Consider the following 18,530-nt stretch of genomic DNA (forward strand, 5'->3'; position numbering starts at 1 on the left):
CTACTCCTTTTCTATTGAGCTTTTTAGTTCAAAATCACTAAAGATTGCTTTCCAGTATCCCTGCTCGTCAACAATATTTGAACGAAACTCCTTACTGTGAGAATAATGTTTGTCGTCATAACCAAACTTTTTAAGGTTTCGGCTCTTTTCAAATCCCTTAAGTGGCGTTTTGCTCGTCGCCCCCAATGCCTTGACCCGAGACTGAATTATTCTGCTGAATATCTCATAACGGTCAGCGGGAAATTTAAGCAGACTTGGCATGCTTAATCCGTCGTTCGAAATCCCCAATCTCACATAATAGTTGCTTCCGCCATCGATTGAATTCAGCAACGAGCTTATTATGCCTGGAATTGTCGGAAGCGGATCAAGCAACGTAAAACAAGCTACTGCTAGTCCGTTGCAATACAGGTAACCAGGATCGGGTCTGAACTTGGTATTGAATTCCCACGCCATGAAACCACGTTCTCCGGCTGTCAAAGCATAGTCCACTTCGTTAAAATAATTGATGAACTTTGCCTTGCCGGTTGAATCTGCCAAATAGGTGGCATCTTGTGAGCCACTATTGCCTGAGTAGTAGTACCCAAATACATTCGGAGTTACCGGCAACAGAGGCAGACGCCGGCTACTCTCCGTCACACTATTGTCGTAGAAATGTGACGAAAGCGCTGCCTGTGTGGGAATGTACGTTTTAACGATGCCGGGACCCGACAGCTTCTGAATGGCCTCACCTGAAACTATTCCTCCCATGCTATGCCCAAGCAACCTGATGTTTCCAGCATAATCCCTGAGCTTTATTTCAAGTACATCTTTTAGTGCTTCAGAAGAATTCCATGCCCTCAATTCGCTTCTGTCAAAGGTAGTACCTCTTGGAATGTCATAAGGTTTTTCAAGGGTAGGCCAACTGAACGATCCTACACGCCCTGTATACCCCTGCCACCAAAGCCGTTTATAGATTGTTTCGGCCCACCGATCTTTCTCGATTTCACCTTGCATGTTCCAGCCGTGAACGAACAGGAGGTAATCTTTGTCTTTCGCTGGATATTCGCTTTTTTTGATCTCGCTGACCTGCGATCCGACTGTTTTGCTTCCCTCGTCATATGTGACCCTGAATTTGTCATAGAATGTCTGAATTGGCTTTAACTCCAGAAGCGCTGAATTTTCTTCTAAAGTATCGCCATCCGCCTTGAGGATAAAGGTGAGTTCTCCTTTGCCAAAGTTTCGCCCTTCAAAAATATACGGCGACGTTTTATCCGTCGATATATAGGAGGGGGCGAGTTCTGATTCAGTAGATGAGATAGTAAGAAGCTTTGGTTTATCCAACTGCTTTCGTGCAGAATTTTCATTCCACAAATATTTTTCAGTTTCACCAACAGCCTGGAAAATATTTATCTCAGGGGATGTACCGTTGGTATTATTGAACTTGAGATAATAACCGAAGCTCTTAGGTTGTGTCGTCTGATTTGATAATATCTCCATTACCTTCCTTGCGTGAGGATGAAGTTGCATTTGGACACGGGCAAAATCTTCAAGATCTCTCAGCGTTTTTATCTTGTCACCGTTTTCACGAACACAATCCTTAACTGTTCCGCTAATATTATCATCTTCTACTGGATAAGTAATTTTTGAGCCTTGGTTGATGTCAGTATATTCGGTTTCATAACCATTGACATCATTATCATCATTCACCCAGAAGGTGTATTTCCTGTCCTCGGGGTTTTTAAAATCAATCACCCCATCCCTATTTCCATCAAAGGCAATCCTGATCAGCTTCTCAAGCGGTATACTCTTGCGCCTCATGAGTCTCCCCTCTTTGCGACTGCTGAACTCGAATATCGCCTTTGTACCGATACTGCCGAAGACTGGCGCTATCGTCATCCCGTCTGGTGTGGTCAATTTCAAATCGGCAGCCGGGAAGTTGGTGGCTATAAAGCGTTTGTTTGTCGGAGACGTTATTGTTTTTTTCAAGTCGGCATAGCAGTGCTCGTCACTTCCTTTGCGGAAAGACAGCAGATACTGCGTCGGGTGGTCTATACCGGGAAGAGGGTTGACAACAGCACCCTTGCGCGTTTTGATTACCATGCTACCTACCAGGTCGTCATCATTACAGTTGATATCCGGATCCTCGTACTTTACCTCGACGTAGTAGCGACGGTCATCCTCTCCGCCCTTACTGTATCCTATCTCGGGAACCTGAATATTGCTCTCATTGTATACTCTTATGTCGTTGGTGTTAATACCCATTGTGCGCATACCTTTGGTCTGGTCCGCCATGTACAGCCAGCCGTCTTTTTCCGCCATGGCCGGGATGGTGCCTATGGGAATCATCGCCGGGGATCCTTCCGGTGTTGTAGCGCCGGATGAGTTGGGCAGTTGGGTGATGGTGTTGATCAGCCGGGGATTTTTTGGGTCTTTCACATCCACTACCTGAATGGCGCTCAAGGTACTGACGATTGCCAGCCCCGTCTCTTTGTTCAAGGTTATATCGTAGGGATAGGAGACAACCTCTTTATCCAGGGCATCTTTGACCGTTGCCAGCGGTTGGGGGTTGTAGGGGTCGGTAAGGTCAACGGTCTTGAGTCGGCCGCCACCGCCGGTGAGGGCCAGGTCCATGCTCTGCGGGTTGCCGTCGGCATCGGCATAGCTGTAGTCGGACACACCCGCCACACGCAAGGCGTTCAGCTTTTTGGGCTCGATCACTCCCATCTGGACCGGCGTGGGGTTGTTGATATCCAGGGTTATCAGATAACCAGCGGTGGTGGTGAGGAGAGCCTTACCCGTTCCGTAGACCGCAATGTCGTTGGGCGAACCGTATCCCTGGCCGATACTGTCGAAGACACCCACAATACTTGGGTTGTCTGCCGAGAAGCCGTCATAGCTGTCCTTGGCCTTACTGATGCTGACCACCTGCAGCGCCGCCGCAGCCGTGGCAATGTAGGCATATTCGCCGGCAAGGGCCAATCGGCCGGGTATCCCGGAATAGGCTTCGGCCAGCCGCTGTTTACCGATGATGGCCGGGTTTACCGGGTCGGTTTTGATGTCGTAGAAGCGGATATAACCGTACTGGTTGCCGTCGCCGAAGACGATGTTCTCGGTCATGGCCATTATCCCGGCCGTTGGTGCGGGATGGACGGCGACTCCGCGGTAGCTCCAGCTGACGGCGGGGGCGCTCATGCTTTTACTGTAGACCACGGAGGGGTTGGTCGGATCGCTGACGTCGGCGACATGCCACCCCTGGTCGTCGGCGGCGATGTAGGCGTAGCTGTTGCCGTCATAGTGGTTGTACAGGGCGATGTCGCGCCCCCCCTTGAACTGTTCGGCTTCGGCCAGGTCATAGGCGGCGGGGCGTTTGGTGGTGAAAGTGCTCTGGTATCCCTGGGCCAGGGGCAAGAAGGCATTGTCGGCCGAGGGGTTGGGGTTGATGTCTACGATGCCTCCGGCGGGCAGTACCAGCACCTGTACCTGGTACTGCCGGTCGTAGGAGAGGTTGCCCCGTGGTGTGAGCACGGCCTGCATCCGGCCTCCTTCATATGAGGTGGTGATGATGGCCGGCATCGCCCGTCCGTTGCTGGTATCGATCAGTTTGAAGGTGGCCGGGGTGACGTTTTCCACCGGTTCGCTGAACCAGGCGGTGATCTGGGTGGTGACTGGGAGGTCCTTGGCGCCATCGGCTGGGGCGATGCTGTCCACGGTGGGGGCGCCGTCAACGCCGCCAGGTATGGCGCCGACCGCCACGACCCGCAGTTGGAGGGTCTTGGTGCTCTTGTTGGTGCTGGTGTCGGTGGCTTCGACCGTGAAGCGGTAGTTGCCGGCCAGGCCCGGCTTGCAGTTCGTGTCCTGGCTCCCCTGCAGTTCGGCGGGAAAGACCGCTTTGAAGGTATAGCGCCAGATGGCCGGCTTGTCGGCGGTGGGTGGGGATGAAAGTACCGCGCCCAGCCGGATAAGGGGTGCGGAGTATGACTGCCAGGTGGTCGCCTCCGGGCTCTTGTATTCCACCGTCAGAGTGGGGTTGACACTCGATTGGTCGCTGATGAACAGCGGCAGCTGCACTTCCGTCCCCAGCGGCATGGTGCCGGAGCTGATCCGGTTGGTCGGGGCTTGTCCGGGTGCCACCTGCATCGTCAGGTCGATGACCGGCGCGGTTTTGTCCGGCGGGATGGAGTTTTTGTCCGCCAGCATGAAGTTCAGGTTGGTGATCAGGTCGTGATCGACATCCATGAAGAGGGTGTGGCTTGTGCGGCGCATTGTCAGGGGGTGGATGGCGGTTATCCGGTAATCCAGCTGCATTGCCACGACGTAGGCATACAGGGTAGCGAACCCGGCATAAAAACCGCTGCTGTTTGAGTAGCTGACATAATCCCAGGCATCCGGGGTCCGGATGACGGCCCCCTTGATGGGACGGTCGTATTTGTAGACCGGGTTGCCGGAGGCATCGAAGGTTGGTATCTCGATAACTCCATACGGTGGCGGCTGATAGCCGGTCTGGTCGTTCATCTTCTGGTAGGTATAGCCGGAGACGATGCCTTTTTTCATTCCGCCGAAGGAGATGAAGGCAAAGGAGCCGATCTGGACGATGCCGGTGAATGGGGGGCTGGCGGTGGTGATACGGTTGTTGATTACCTTGGTGCTGTCGATGATTTCGTAGACCTTTTCTATGGTGCCGTCGGCGTTATAGATCTCGCTCGGGCGGTTGACAAAGACAGGGGTTGTGGGATCGAAGCCGTCCGGCAGCGGCATGGAGAGATGGACCTCCTTCTGGAAGTCGATCCCGCCGGTGTCGATATTGAATGCGGAGAGATACGTGCCCGGTGCCGGTACCGGACTTGCCAGGCTGGCTTCCGGCACAAAGGTCAGTTTGACAATCGTCGGCCCCGACAAAGCGCCTTCGGGGATATCGAGGATGCTCCCCCCCTCTCCTTCGACCTTGCCACCCTTGGCGGTGACCAGGTAGTTGCCGTCATCGCTTTTGAAGGTGAGGTACGAGACGAGCGTTTGATTCCCAGAGTTATCCATGATGACGATCTTTATCTCGTCGCCCAGTTGGCCTCTGACCTTGCCGGTAAAGGAGCCGTTGCCGGCCGGAACCACGGAAACTATCTCGCCGCTGGTGTCGTTGATGATGAGCACCGTACAGTCGGCAGGGGAGCTCCCTTGGGTGGCGGTGATGCTGATGAACCCATCAGCATCGGGAAAGCTCGCGGTGATGCTCCCTGCCGGCGGCATGGGAGGCGGAGTGGTGTTGCGGATGGTAAAGCCGGAGGTGACATCCTGGCCAAGGGGATATCCCTGGAGATCCTTGATCGTCCCGGCTATGGTGATGGTGTAACTCTGCTGCGACTTGAGCAGATCTGCCGGGGTGAAGGTGACGACCTTGCCGTCAACGCTGAAGGTGAATACACCGGGGACAGCCGTTCCGGCTGAGTCGAGGAGTTTGAGAGTTTGGGAGTTTATGGAGCTTTGATCCATGCTTTTGGAGAAGGTAATCACCACCGGCACGTTTGGCTGAATATTGATGCCCGTCGGCGACACTGAAACAACCGTCGGCAAGATCATCAGGATTTTGAGGTCAATGATTATTGCCTGGTTGGCCGCTATTGCGCCGGTAGCGCTCCCTTCGTCGTTCTTGTATAGATCCGTTGCAGTCGCGGTGACTGCGGCAACAGGCGCTGCCACAAGATATTTCCCGGTGGCTGCGGAAAGATCGATGAGCGAACCGTTGTCCGTCTTCACCAAAGCACCGTTGAAGGGGGCGTTGCTGGAATCGGTGACCGTGCCGGTGGCAAAGCCGATCTGCCCCTTGGCCTGGAGGAAGTAATAAACTCCGGAGGAGTTTATTGAGTTTGATGAGTTCAATGAGTTCTGGAGTTGGGAAGTTAACGGCTCTGTGGTGATGAAGGAGCCGTTCTGTCTGGCCAGGGCCACGAGCTTCAGCTTCTGAACCCCCTTGACATCGATCTGCTTCGCCACGAGCAGCGGTAGAGACGGATTGAATCCGTCTGGCGCCGGGATGGAAATGGTCGCCGATTGCGCCAGGGTCTGCCGCGTCAGGTTCACCTCCACCACCTTGAGCAGAGTGAAATCGTTCCCCACGGCTCCGGTTGCGGCTGCCCCGTTTTTCGTCGCCACCGGTGTTGTCCGGGCGAGCGCCCCCTGCGGGATAACGAGAATGTTGCCGTCGGCATCCACCAGCCGGCCGCCATCGGCGCCCACCATGATGCCGCTGTCGGTTGCATCGGGTTTTACTATCTCTATGCCCACTTTTCCCAGTAAAAGATCGACCAGTGTGAAATCCCTGGACGGCGAAACGGGGAAGGTGGTGCGGAGTTCGACTCCGCTCACTCCCCCACCGACTCCGCTCACTGCAGGCTGGGTTAATGCGCCGGCGGCAATGTTGGTTATGCATGGCTGGCGATAGAGAACGATATCCTGGGTGTAGGCGGAAGGCTCCACCTTGTCTCCAGATTTGAGATCGAATTTTTCCGTTACCCTGTTGTTGATAATGAAACCGGAAATGAATTGCGGCGCTGGGGTAACCCCGTCTTTAGCCGTCAGCAGCACCTCACCGGCTGCCTTGAGCCCTGTGGACGGTGGCGATGCCTGGGGAACGACCTTTCCGGCGGTGTTGATTGCGGCATAATCGAGAGATGCCGTGGATGCCGGGGCAAGGGGGTTGCCTGCTTCCGCCGCGGCAGGGGCGTTGGGAGCCGGGTCGGCAATGAGGAGCGCATACTGCCCGGCGGCGGTTATGTCTGCGCTTGCGCTCAGGCCGTCGGCGGCAATGGTTGCATTTCCTTTTGATCGCCACTGGTGGCTGGTGCTGTCGTAGGCGGCCAGCGTCAACACGGTACCCGAGGCCTGGGCGAGAGGAACCTGCACCGGGATCTTCAGCGCAGCAGCGGAGGAAAAGCCCGTATAGAGAGCCGTCCCCGCCGTTGGATCAAGGAGACGGACATCGACGGCGGCCAGGGGGGACCAGCCGGGGGGCAACATGCCCGCCAGGCCCTGGTTGCTGACCGGTGTCAGACGGATGTCCGCCTGATTGGAGAGAGCGCCGTTCGGTATTGTTAATTCAATTGCAGGGCGGGGTAACCCCGCCCCTACATCTACCCGTATGGTTCCGCCAATGGCATCAATAACATTCTTTGTCCCATTGATTTTCGTCAGCCTGGCGTCGAGGGCGGTGGCCTTCTTTTCCGGCATGACCGGGACGATTCGTTCAACACTGGTGAAACCGGGCTTAATGACGCCGACGACTGCGTTTCCCGATTGGTTTTCGGTGAAGTAACCGCCATCGGCTGCCGTTGTCAGGGTCTTCACCTCACCATTCTCATCGGTTACCGTCACCTGGGCGTCGGCAAGGAGGAGCCCTCTTTCATCCTCAAGTACTTTTCCCTGCACATATCCCGGCCCCATGGCCGCCTGGCTTATTTTGACGCGTGTGGTTGCGCTCCCTTCGTTGCCGGCGACATCGATGCCTCTGGCCTGGAATACCACCTCGCTTCCAGTGTTCAAAGATGGTGAAAGCTTGTAGGAAACGGATTCGACGATGGAAGGAATATTCCCTCCCGACCAGATGGGTACGCCGTCGGCCTTCAACTCCACAAGGGTGAGCTGTCTGTTGTCTGAAACATTCACCACTATGGCCACATTGGCACCGGCCGCAGCCTCGGCAGGGCTCTGCAGAGACAGGACGGGCGACTGGCTGTCCAGCGAGACGCCGACACTGGCGCTCCCCTTGTTGCCGGCCCGGTCAGTAGCCTCTATGTTGAGGATGTTGTCGCCCTCGGCAAGTGTATAGACAACACTGAAGGTCTGATTGGTGACGGTGATGGCAGTGCCGTTGATAGTGGCGGTAGTATGGGGCTTGCTGATGATGCCGGAAACGGTTACCTGCGCTGTTTTGGTAATGGTGCCGGAAAGGGGCGCAGTGATGGTAACCACGGGGGGTGTATTGTCGAGGGTGACGAGAACGGTTTTCGTGGCCTGATTTCCTGCAAGGTCCGTGGCAACAAGGGTGATGGTATTGAGCCCCGGTGTCAGGGTCAACGGCTGATCGAAATCGAGACTGCTCAAGGTTGCAGCCTGACCGTTGATGGTAAGGCCGGCAACCGGTTCGTCGATGTTACCTTTGACCGTAACCTGCGGCGCACTGAAGAAGGCGTTTTCTGCCGGAACGGTGACGGTTATGACCGGCGCCCTGGTATCGAGAACGATGCCGAGGGGAACTGAGGGAATACTCTCGTTGCCTGCTGCGTCGGTGGCGATGGCAGTGTAGGAGTTTGTCCCCTCCGCCAGGGTAACGCCTGCCAGGGTGAAGCTACCCTGGGCGTCTGCGGTGACGGTGCCGATGAGCAAACCTGCGGCAGATATTTTCACGCTTGATCCTGCTTCGGCAGTGCCGCCAAGGGTGACCCCGGCCACATTGGTCGGACTGGTGAGCGAATTGAGTACCGGAGCTTGCGGCGGCGTGGAGTCTAGCGTGACATTGACCGTTGCCGAACCGCTGTTGCCGGCCCGGTCGGTTGCTTTTACAGTAATGAAATTTGCTTCCTCGCTTAATGTATATGCGGCTGACCAGGTTTTGCCCGAGACGGTGGCAGTAATGGTGTTAACGGTAACCGTGGTGAATTCTTCACTGACTGTTCCGGAAACGATTACCTGCTTATCCCTGGTGAGAAGTCCGGCTGCCGGTGTGACGATGGTCACCTGCGGGGGGGTGGTGTCCAGGTAAACGGGAACAGAGGTGGTTCCCTCATTTCCGGCCAGATCCTTTGCCTTGACGACAAGCGTGTTCGCTCCCTCTGCAAGAGTTATTGTGAGACTGAACGAAAGCCCATCGACAACGGCTGACGTATTATTCACCGTAACCGAAGTGACCGGTTCGTTGACCATACCGGTGACGGTGATCTGCGGCGTGTTGAGGAATGCATTTGCTGTCGGCGCGGTTATTATTATGACCGGCGGCGTAATGTCGAGAACAGCGCTGACCGGTGACGATGCGGAACTTTCGTTACCTGCCGCGTCGATGGCTGCAGCAGTGTATGTGTTAATCCCTTCAACAAGTGTTGCGCCCCCCAGACTGAACTTCCCTTCAGCATCGGCAGGCACTGTGCCGAAAATCACCCCGCCAGCGACCACCTTTACACTGGCATCCGCTTCGGCAGTGCCGCTGATCGTAACCGCAGCCAGGTTGGTTGGTGTGGTGAGTGGGTTGAGCAGCGGCGCGGCCGGTGGTGTGGAATCGAGGGTAACATTGACAGTGGCGCTGCCCGGGTTTCCGGTCCGGTCGGTCGCCTGAACGGTGATGCTGTTTGCACCTTCGCTCAGGGTGTAATCAACCAGGGTCCAATCTTTTCCATTGACCTGGGCGGGAATATTGTTGACGGTAACCGCCGTTACATCTTCACTGACCGTTCCGGTCACGGTCACCTTGCTGTTTCGGGTCAGGAGTCCCGATGCCGGTGCGCTGATTGTGACAACCGGGGGCACGGTATCGGTAACGAAGCTCCAGATACGGCTGGCGACGTTGGCGGCGCGGTCGGCTACGCTGAGGCTGACAGCATGGCTGCCATCGGGCAACTTTGAGCCGGGGGCATAGGAGATGGCGGCGGCAGTTATGGACGCAGCAGCGGAGACATCGTTTCCATCCACCAAAAGCCGCACACTGGCCGTGTTGATGCCGGAGCCGTTGGTCTCGTCCGAATAGGAGGCGGAAATGACCGGCAGCGGGTTGTTGAGGAGAGCCCCGTCTGCCGGAGAAATGGCGGAGATGACCGGCGGTGTGCTGTCGCACCCCTTGCCGATGATCTCTATGATGAGAAAGGAGGGTCCCCTTTTCCGGATCTCGTCGATTTTCCGCGCCAGATCGTCCAGATGCCTGACGTTTTCATCGATGGCATGATTTATCCCTTCAAGCTCCTTAAGCAGTTCCGAGAGTTTTTCCCTCTTCTTTTCGTGATCTTTTTCTCTCTTGCTCGCTGACCGATCAAATGTGTCGAGGGCGGCCTTACAGGATCGGATGGCATCCTCTGTATCCCTTTTCGATTTTTCTATGCCCGTCCGGTCATGTTCGACCCAATCCTTTCCGATTTCGTGCCCGTTTTTCTCCCTATCCCAACCATCTTCTTTGTCATCTGCATCGTCGTCTTCATCATCAAGGCTCTTACGTACCCCGGCCAGGTGCTCATCCCGATCGCCGTAACCTTTTTTAATGCGCTGGAATTCCAGGAGGATTCTTTCAAGCGTTTTGATGTCGTAGGGTGGTTTCAGGCCGGCAATTTCATTTTCCAGCAATTGCAGTTTGGCCAGATCCTTTTCCAGATCCGACTGCCTGGCCTGATACTTTGCCAGCTGATCAAAATAGCCGTGGTGACCGCTTTTGAGTATCACCTTCAGCTCATTTAGCTGCTGTACGGCTACGAGTTTTTCAAAGGTCGCAATCTTGTGTTTGAACTCGCTTTCTCCGGCAATCTTGCTGCCGTTTATGTAAATCCTTGCCGATTTGATCCGGGTATTTTTACTATCGCCGTTTTGCACCCGGACGAGCGCAAGGTCGGAGGGATTGCAGCGCTCGAAAGTGTCCGTATAAACGGTGGGCTTCCCCTTGAGCCGGTCATAGCGCTTCGGACCGAAGACCGTCATGTCCGCTCCGGCAAAAGAGTAGGAAACGGATACGAGCAGCATCAGCAGAGCCACACCGAAAGCAGCCGCTGGCCGCGCATTGCGCAATGAATTCTTCAGAACTTGAAAGGGACTACCAGCCATAATATTTCTCTCCCCTGGGATACTTGTAAGACGATCTCCTGCACAGGCCCGCAGGAGCCATCCTATAACCACAAAGCATGCCAAAACGAAAGGCAGATGGAAACCATACAATAAACAGTTAATAACCAGCTGAATATAAACAATAATTTTTAAATTTAGTTTTCTGGAATTTCAGAGGTGAGAGAATGAATGGGAGGCGATTTTTTGTGGAGATATTGTAAAATTTTTTTACACATCGCCGTAGAAGCCCATGGGACAAGGCTTTACATTCTTGTAAAAATTTTTTACACATGTCCGTAAACCCTTGCCTGGCAAGGGTTTAGACTTATTGTAAAAAAATTTTACACTTGGCCGTTCGGCACTGGCCCATCCGGCCAAGAAGGTCTGCTCACCTTGTGGGGTGCCCTCTTTTCAGCTCACTGCACGATCTTCAGCGGTGGTTTCGGCCCGATAAGTTGGACGTCCCCCTGGTCCGTCGCAACCGCCTTGGGGAGGGAAACGGTCCCCGCTGCCGGACAGGCAGTGTTGTTCATATAGTAGATAGCCGCGCTCAGTCGGGCTTCCCGGATGTCACCCAGCGGGTATTTGAGATCGTCGGCCACCTGGCAGGTGGGCAGAAAGCCGGTCTTGTAGTCGTCCAGGCCGTTGGCGTTCACCCCCTCTACCTGGAGGGCAAAATACGCCTGCCCCTCATAATCGGTTTGGACGGAGCCGTATGGTTTGCCGCAGGTGGTAGTGCCGATGCGGATAACGGGTAAATAAGGGAGAAGGCCGTTGATGATCGACTCGCTGGCCGAGCAGGTGTTGGAGCCGGTGATGACGAAAACTCTCCGTAGGCCGAGTTGGGGGAGCGTCGCGCCATTTTGGTCCAAGGGGGAGAAGAGGACGGTATTTTGCGGATCGTTGGTCCGTTCGGGATGCCTGTCGTTGAACAGCAGCCGCTCGAAGACCTGCCCTTGCAGCGCCGCGCCACCCAGCATCGAGGCCACCTCCTCGGCGATATAGAGGAAGCCGCCGCTGTTGTAACGCAGATCCAGCACGACCTCGCTTACCCCCTGCTGTTTGAAATAGGTCATGGCATTCACCAGCCCCTGCTCCGCGGTCAGGATATGGTCGTTGAACAGCAGATAACCGGCCTTCTTACCCTGAGCCAGACCGATGAGCAGCGGCTGCGCGACCGGCGTGGTCGAGAAGTTCGCCGAGACAAGCGTCGCAGGCCGGTTCACACTGGTGCCGGGGCTACGGATCACCATGCTGGTGGATGCACCCGCCTTGCCCGGAAACAGGGCGGCATTCAGGCTTGAGGATGCCAGTTGGGCGACCGGCCAGCCGTTGATCGAGATGACTTCCGTCCCGCGGCTGATCATCCCGGCCGCCGGTGAGTAAGGGTCGACATAATAGGCGAACAGGCGTCCCGAGGCCCCCCAGCCCCATTTCACGCCGAAGCCGGTCTGCTGCCCGTCCCGCAGCTCACTGTCGGCGACAGCCTTCGGCATGCTGAAGCTGAAGCGGTCTTTGGCCGTTACCAGCAAGGCGTCGAAGTAGTCGGGGGCAGATGCGTAATTGGCAGAGGGAACATCGACAATTTCACCTCGCCAGAGATATACATCATCCAGATGTGCCCTGACCCAGGCTCGCTGGGCCTCCAGGCCGGCGCCGGCCGGTGCCGATGAGTCGCCGCAGCCGGCCAGCGACAGCAACAGTAAAAGCGTTAAAATAAGGGGGTAAGTGCGGTTCATGTTGTTTCCTTTTATGTCGTGACCTGACAGCTGCTCTTCGGCGCGTCGATGCGCCGACCAGGAGGTTCACTCCTTATCCGGCAAGGGAAAGGTGAAAAAGAACGTGGCGCCCAGACCGACCGCCCCGTCTGCCCAGACTCGGCCGGCATGTCGGTCGATGATCCTTTGGACGGTGGCGAGACCGATTCCGGTGCCGGGAAAATCACCGGAACGGTGCAAACGCTGGAACGGTTTGAAGATCCTTTGGGCATCCCGCATATCGAAACCGACCCCATTGTCGCGCACGAAGAACTGGACGGCCCCGTCGCTCGATTTCTGTCCGAACTCTATCCTGGGGTGATCATGTCTGGCAGTATACTTCCAGGCATTGCCGATCAGGTTTTCCAGAAGGATGCGGGCCAGGTGGGGATCGCACCATGCCACAATTCCCTCGACAAAGCGCCATTCCACCGCACGTTCAGGATTACGCAGACGGAGTTCGGCCATGATCGCATTGGCCAGGGCGCTCAAATCCACCTCCGCATAGCTCAGTTCGGTCCTGGACACCTTGAACAGCACCAGCATCGCCTCGATCAACTCTTCCATATTTTCGCAGCCTTGGCGGATGGCGTTGAGGAGGGTCAGGCCGGTATCGTCCATCTTGTCGCTGCAGATCTCGGCAAGGGCCTGGGCCGCCCCATACAGACCGGTAAGGGGGGCGCGCAGGTCGTGGGAGAGGGAATAGCTGAACGCCTCGAGTTCCCGGTTCGTGGCCTGCAGGTCGAGAGCCTGCTGGCACAGGCTGTCGTTCAGCTTGCGGATCTCCCCTTCGGACTTCTGCCGTTCCGATATGTCGCGCACCACGCAGACAATGCCGCCATCCTCCAGAACGGTGAGGGATATCTCCTGGGGAAACAGGGTGCCGTCCTTCTTCTGGCCGGTTGCCTCGCCGCGCCACCCGCGCTGCTTGTCGCCCCCCTCGTAGATGAGAGACTCCAGCCGTTGCAGCTCGTCGGCAGGATAGAGGACATGCCAGCTCTTTCCCATCAGTTCAACCTGGGAAGGATAGCCATATATGGAGGCATGGGCCTTATTGAGGTAGAGGTATTCGCCGCCGGGATTCAGAATGGCGATGCCGTCCATCGAAGCCTCGATGGCCGCCAGCTGCTGCCTGAGGCGGTTTTCTGCGATCTTGCGGTCGGTGATGTCGCGCACCGATTCTATACCGGCGATGATCCGTCCCGCTGCATCCCGGAGCGGAGCCGATATTATCTCCACATGGCGGGGGCCCCGTTCATTGGGAGAGCTCGTTTCCCGCCGATGGAGAAGTCCGTCGGCAAAAGACTCGACGAGATTGCAGTCCGGGCAGACCGACGGCAGCTGATGATAAGCGGCATAGCAGTATTCCCCCACATGGTCTCCCATCACCTTCCTGGTGCCAGGGCTCTGGTAGAGGATTTTCATGTCGGTGTCCTGGACGCTCACGGCATCGGGCATGGCGGCAAGGATTGCCTCGGAGCGGGCCTTTTCGGCGGCCAGGTTGGTCAGCGCTTCTTCCAGGGAAGAGGAGATGCGTTCCTGTGTCAGGGATTTCCGCCAGGCATAAATTATAAAGACAAGGAGAAAGAGCATCGACTGTATCCGGTATGCCAGTTCCTGCCCGTCAGGATGCAGGATTTGCTGAACAAAGCTACCTTCGTCGAAGAAAACCCCGTCCAGATAACAATCCGCCACCCAGAAAAACAGCATCAGGCCGATTCCCGTCCCGACCAAGCTCCAGCGATTGTTCCGGCGTCGTGCCGCCATCAACCCTCCCGCGCCAAAATAAACATTATAAAATTAAAAGTCGATAAATTTCTGACAGATGACACCAATCCAGGGTTAACGGGAGTATTAAACCTAGAAAAGCATTTGGTCCACTAAATACACGAAAATCACTAACAAAATCGTTCTACGGAATCCAGTTGAGCGTCTGCTTCTGAAAGTCGATGGTGTACTTGAGGCCGCCGAGGAAAGTCATGCCGAGCAGCCCGTCCCCCATAATGCCGGCACGCTGCCTGATAATGACAACCTCCTGCCTGGCGCGCCGGATCGGTCCCACCCGCATCTGAGTAAGGACCCCTTTTCGGGCCTTGAGCACCTTGCCCCCCACCACGCCGACCCGCACATTGTCCGTCTCGCCGATGTTGAGACGGGCCGCCACTTCAGGGGTGATCACAGACGTGGTGGCCCCGGTATCAAGCAGGAGCATGGCCTCGGTTTCCGCTTCGCCGTTCGTCAGGGTCACCGGCACAAACACCTGGAGGCCTGAGATGACTACCGGCGTCGAGAGGAGAGCCCGCTGCCGCTCCCTGGCCGCCTTGGCCTCGGCAGCCTTGCGCGCCTGGAGGGACTGGGCCTGCTCGGCCTCCTCCTGTTGCTTCGCCGCGGCCCGCTCGTTTCGTTCCTTCTCCAGCATCACAGCCCGCTCGTCCTCCGGCAGGTCGTCGTACTTGTCCTTACGCACCTGCTTCTTGTTCCGGTACTCCTTGGGGATATGGGACGGATCTTCTACAAAGTGGAGCGTGCCGTTTCGATCCCCCCCTGTGTCAGAATAGTTGTCGCCTCAGATGGGTTGTTTAGCCACGGTCTTCCGAGCTGAATTGCAACGAGCGTAGCGAGCTTGCGATTCAGCTCGAAAGACCGGGACCGGCAAAAGCCGGCGACCCGTATTTTTTCAACATCTGGGGGCAGCAAGGATCTATAATGACATACACACAAGGATTCAAATCCAGCCTGGTTCGCAAGATGGCCTGCCCTAATGGCGTCTCGGCCTCAGCTCTATCCCGAGAAGTGGGAATTCCCCAACAATCACTCTCTCGCTGGCTTCGAGACGCAAATGTCGTGAATGAATCTGGTAACTCCCCAATTTCTGAAGCACCATGGAGAACAATGTCCCCAAAGCGCCCACAAGACAAGTCTGCCGAAGAAAAGCTCAAAATCGTCATCGAAGCCGAGACGGTTGCCGAAGATCAACTTGGCGCCTTCCTGCGTCGCAATGGAATTCATGAAGCACAGTTACGCGAGTGGCGCGCCATGATGCTTTCGGGGCTGCAAAAACCGTCTCGGCCTTCCTCAAAAACATCAGAGGAAACTCGCAAAATTCATGCACTGGAAAAAGAATTACTGCGCAAAGATAAAGCATTGGCCGAGGCCGCCGCGATTTTGATCCTCAAAAAAAAAGTCCAATCGATCTGGGGGGGCGAGGACGAGCCCACGGACAAGAGGAACGGCAGATGATCGGGCAACTTATTGAAGAGGCAACCCATTCCGGAGCGAGACTTGAATCGGCCGTTGTCGCCATCGGGCTGAGCATTCGCACGTTCCAGCGTTGGAATCTCCAGGATGACGGAGCAGATCGGCGACATGGGCCAGTCGCAGAACCGGCGAACAAGCTGGCTCCGTCGGAGCGGCAGAACATCATCGATATTGCAAACTCCCCGGCGTTTCGGGATATTTCGCCGAAACAGATCGTGCCGCAATTGGCCGATCAGGGAATATACGTGGCGTCGGAATCGAGTTTCTACCGGGTGCTCAAAGACGATGGGCTGATGACTCACCGGGAACCCTCCCGGCCCGCCACCAGCCGCAAGCCAAAAGAACATGTGGCTACCGGTCCTTGCCAGGTCTGGTCATGGGACATCACCTACTTGAAGAGCCCGATTCTTGGGCAGTTCTTTTATCTCTACATGATCATGGATGTCTGGAGCCGCAAGATCGTAGCGTCCACGGTGTTTTTAAAAGAATCCAATGACTATAGCGCCAGGCTGTTTCTGAAAGCCTGTATCAGGCTCGGCATCAATCCGGAAGGCCTGATTCTTCACTCCGACAACGGCGGCCCGATGAAAGGGGCGACCATGCTGGCTACTCTCCAGCGCCTGGGCGTAATTCCTTCCTTCAGCAGGCCACAGGTCAGTGACGACAACCCTTTCTCAGAAGCGCTGTTCCGAACCATGAAATATAGACCTGGTTATCCGAGTCGGCCTTTTTCAAGTCTGGCAGCGGCCCAGACTTGGGTTGATGGTTTCGTCGCTTGGTATAACACGGAGCATCTGCACAGCGGCATTCGCTTCGTCACCCCGGACGATCGCCACTTCGGCCGGGAGAAAGCCATCCTGTTAAACCGCCGGGAGATATACGAGAAGGCCCGGCAACAAAACCCAAACCGCTGGTCAAAAAACATCCGAAACTGGGAGCCAGTGGAAACAGTTTATCTTAACCCTGAACCAACGGCGGAAGTCGAACTTCTTGACGCCGCATAAAAATTCAACAGAGGCGACAACTACCTTGACACCCGCCGCCAATGCCCGACCGCGCCCGTCCATGCTGATGGCGATGTTGTGCAAGGTGAGGACGCTGGTAAATGCATCGCTTGTGAACTGGCAGCCCTGGTCGGTGTTAAATATCTCAGGGCAACCAAACGTTCGAAGCGATTGCTCCAGGCAATCAACGCAGAACCCGCTGTCGAGTGAGTTCGATAATCGCCAGGCCAGTACCTTGCGCGAATACCAGTCGATCACTGCAGCAAGGTACGCAAACCCGCGTGCCAGGCGGATGTAAGTGATGTCAGTACTCCAGACCTGATTTGGCCGGGACACGTTTAACCCTCTGAGCAGGTACGGATAAACCTTGTGCTGAGGATGAGGACGGCTGGTATTTGGCCCTGGCGCCATGCCAGCCAACCCCAAGACCCCCATCAATCGCTGAACTCGCTTACGGTTGACGGGATGGCCTTTGGTGGCCAGATGCACCACCATTTTACGGCTACCGTAGAACGGGTGACAGGTATATTCAGCATCAATCAAAGCCAGCAACAGCAATTCCAATTCATCCGGTACGGCGACAAAATGGGGGGCATAAACAGTAGAACGGGCTACGCCCGCTAACTCGCATTGCCGGGTGAGCGCCATGGAACCTTGCAGATCTACCCAGCGCCTGCGGTCTGCTACTGGCCAATCCCGGACTTTTTTTTAAGCCAGTCAAGTTCCATCTTCAACCGCCCGATTTCCGAGTAGAGCCGCTCAGGGCTGGCGGAAGGATCATCGGGCTTGGGGCCGCGCTTGGAATCGAAAATTCCAGGTGCCTGTGCGATCAGGGCTTTCTTCCATTCCCCAACCTGGGTCGGATGGATAGCAAATTCCTGGGCGATTTCATTCAAGGTCTTCGTCCCTCGGATCGCTTCGAGTGCGACTTTTGCCTTGTGCTGACTGGTGAAACTTTTACGGCTCTTTTCGCTCATTGCCTGCTCCTTTTTATCGCAGGCTACCATCTTAAACTATTGTCCGAAAATTGGGGTCCACTATAGTTCAATAGAAGCTTTAAGCCGAAACCTTGTCCGCAGAAAGAACGGAAACTGGGGATAAAGGCGGATAAACCCTTTCATCTTTGCTTTTGCCTGATCCGCTTTGATCATCTTTTTCCGCCTGTACTGCGTTCAAATCCCAGGTTCTGTTTTATCCGCCTCTAGATGCTTTCCGCCTGATCAACTTCAGGGCGTTCAATAGAAGCTTTAAGCCGAAACCTTGTCCGCAGAAAAAACGGAAACTGGGGATAAAGGCGGATAAACCCTTTCATCTTTGCTTTTGCCTGATCCGCTTTGATCATCTTTTTCCGCCTGTACTGCGTTCAAATCCCAGGTTCTGTTTTATCCGCCTCTAGATGCTTTCCGCCTGATCAACTTCAGGGCGTTCAATAGAAGCTTTAAGCCGAAACCTTGTCCGCAGAAAAAACGGAAACTGGGGATAAAGGCGGATAAACCCTTTCATCTTTGCTTTTGCCTGATCCGCTTTGATCATCTTTTTCCGCCTGTACTGCGTTCAAATCCCAGGTTCTGTTTTATCCGCCTCTAGATGCTTTCCGCCTGATCAACTTCAGGGCGTTCAATAGAAGCTTTAAGCCGAAACCTTGTCCGCAGAAAAAACGGAAACTGGGGATAAAGGCGGATAAACCCTTTCATCTTTGCTTTTGCCTGATCCGCTTTGATCATCTTTTTCCGCCTGTACTGCGTTCAAA

The 18,530-nt window shown here is 55.4% G+C and carries 8 protein-coding genes and 1 pseudogene; 1 reads left to right on the plus strand and 8 read right to left on the minus strand.

What is annotated here, in order from left to right:
* The 4 genes from GURA_RS15385 to GURA_RS15400 all read right to left on the minus strand — a co-directional run bounded on the left by GURA_RS15385 (position 1) and on the right by GURA_RS15400 (position 14,985).
* Positions 1-10,761, minus strand: a complete 10,761-nt coding sequence (locus GURA_RS15385) for an Ig-like domain-containing protein (protein WP_011939863.1) — start codon at positions 10,759-10,761, stop codon at positions 1-3.
* A gap of 416 nt (positions 10,762-11,177) precedes the next feature.
* A complete protein-coding gene (locus tag GURA_RS15390) occupies positions 11,178-12,500 on the minus strand; it encodes a S41 family peptidase (RefSeq protein WP_011939864.1) in 1,323 nt (440 codons plus the stop codon).
* A gap of 66 nt (positions 12,501-12,566) precedes the next feature.
* Complete coding sequence (locus tag GURA_RS15395) at positions 12,567-14,285, minus strand: sensor histidine kinase (RefSeq protein ID WP_011939865.1); 1,719 nt, start codon at positions 14,283-14,285, stop codon at positions 12,567-12,569.
* A gap of 145 nt (positions 14,286-14,430) precedes the next feature.
* On the minus strand, positions 14,431-14,985 hold the full coding sequence (locus GURA_RS15400) for a retropepsin-like aspartic protease family protein (protein ID WP_011939866.1): 555 nt from the start codon (positions 14,983-14,985) through the stop codon (positions 14,431-14,433).
* 239 nt (positions 14,986-15,224) lie between these two features.
* Between GURA_RS15400 and GURA_RS15410 the strand changes: the two genes are divergently transcribed.
* Positions 15,225-16,780 (plus strand): IS3-like element ISGur5 family transposase gene (locus tag GURA_RS15410; RefSeq protein WP_085949352.1). Its coding sequence is split into 2 segments (ribosomal slippage): positions 15,225-15,702 and positions 15,702-16,780, totalling 1,557 coding nucleotides; the frame shifts between segments, so codons are not numbered across the junction.
* 39 nt (positions 16,781-16,819) lie between these two features.
* Here the strand turns inward: GURA_RS15410 and GURA_RS24970 are convergent.
* The 4 genes and pseudogenes from GURA_RS24970 to GURA_RS24385 all read right to left on the minus strand — a co-directional run.
* Positions 16,820-17,757: pseudogene (locus tag GURA_RS24970) on the minus strand (IS3 family transposase); the annotation flags it as partial.
* Positions 17,758-17,981: 224 nt separating this feature from the next.
* Positions 17,982-18,122, minus strand: a complete 141-nt coding sequence (locus tag GURA_RS24375; RefSeq protein ID WP_157046222.1) for a hypothetical protein — start codon at positions 18,120-18,122, stop codon at positions 17,982-17,984.
* Between the two features lie 50 nt (positions 18,123-18,172).
* Positions 18,173-18,313 (minus strand): hypothetical protein, encoded by a 141-nt coding sequence (locus GURA_RS24380; RefSeq protein WP_157046222.1) that lies wholly within the window; start codon positions 18,311-18,313, stop codon positions 18,173-18,175.
* A 50-nt stretch (positions 18,314-18,363) separates the two neighbouring features.
* Entirely contained in the window at positions 18,364-18,504 is a 141-nt protein-coding gene (locus GURA_RS24385; RefSeq protein ID WP_157046222.1) for a hypothetical protein, read from the minus strand.
* Positions 18,505-18,530 lie beyond the last annotated feature (26 nt).

The sequence above is a fragment of the Geotalea uraniireducens Rf4 genome (genome assembly GCF_000016745.1).
Taxonomy (GTDB): Bacteria; Desulfobacterota; Desulfuromonadia; order Geobacterales; family Geobacteraceae; genus Geotalea; species Geotalea uraniireducens.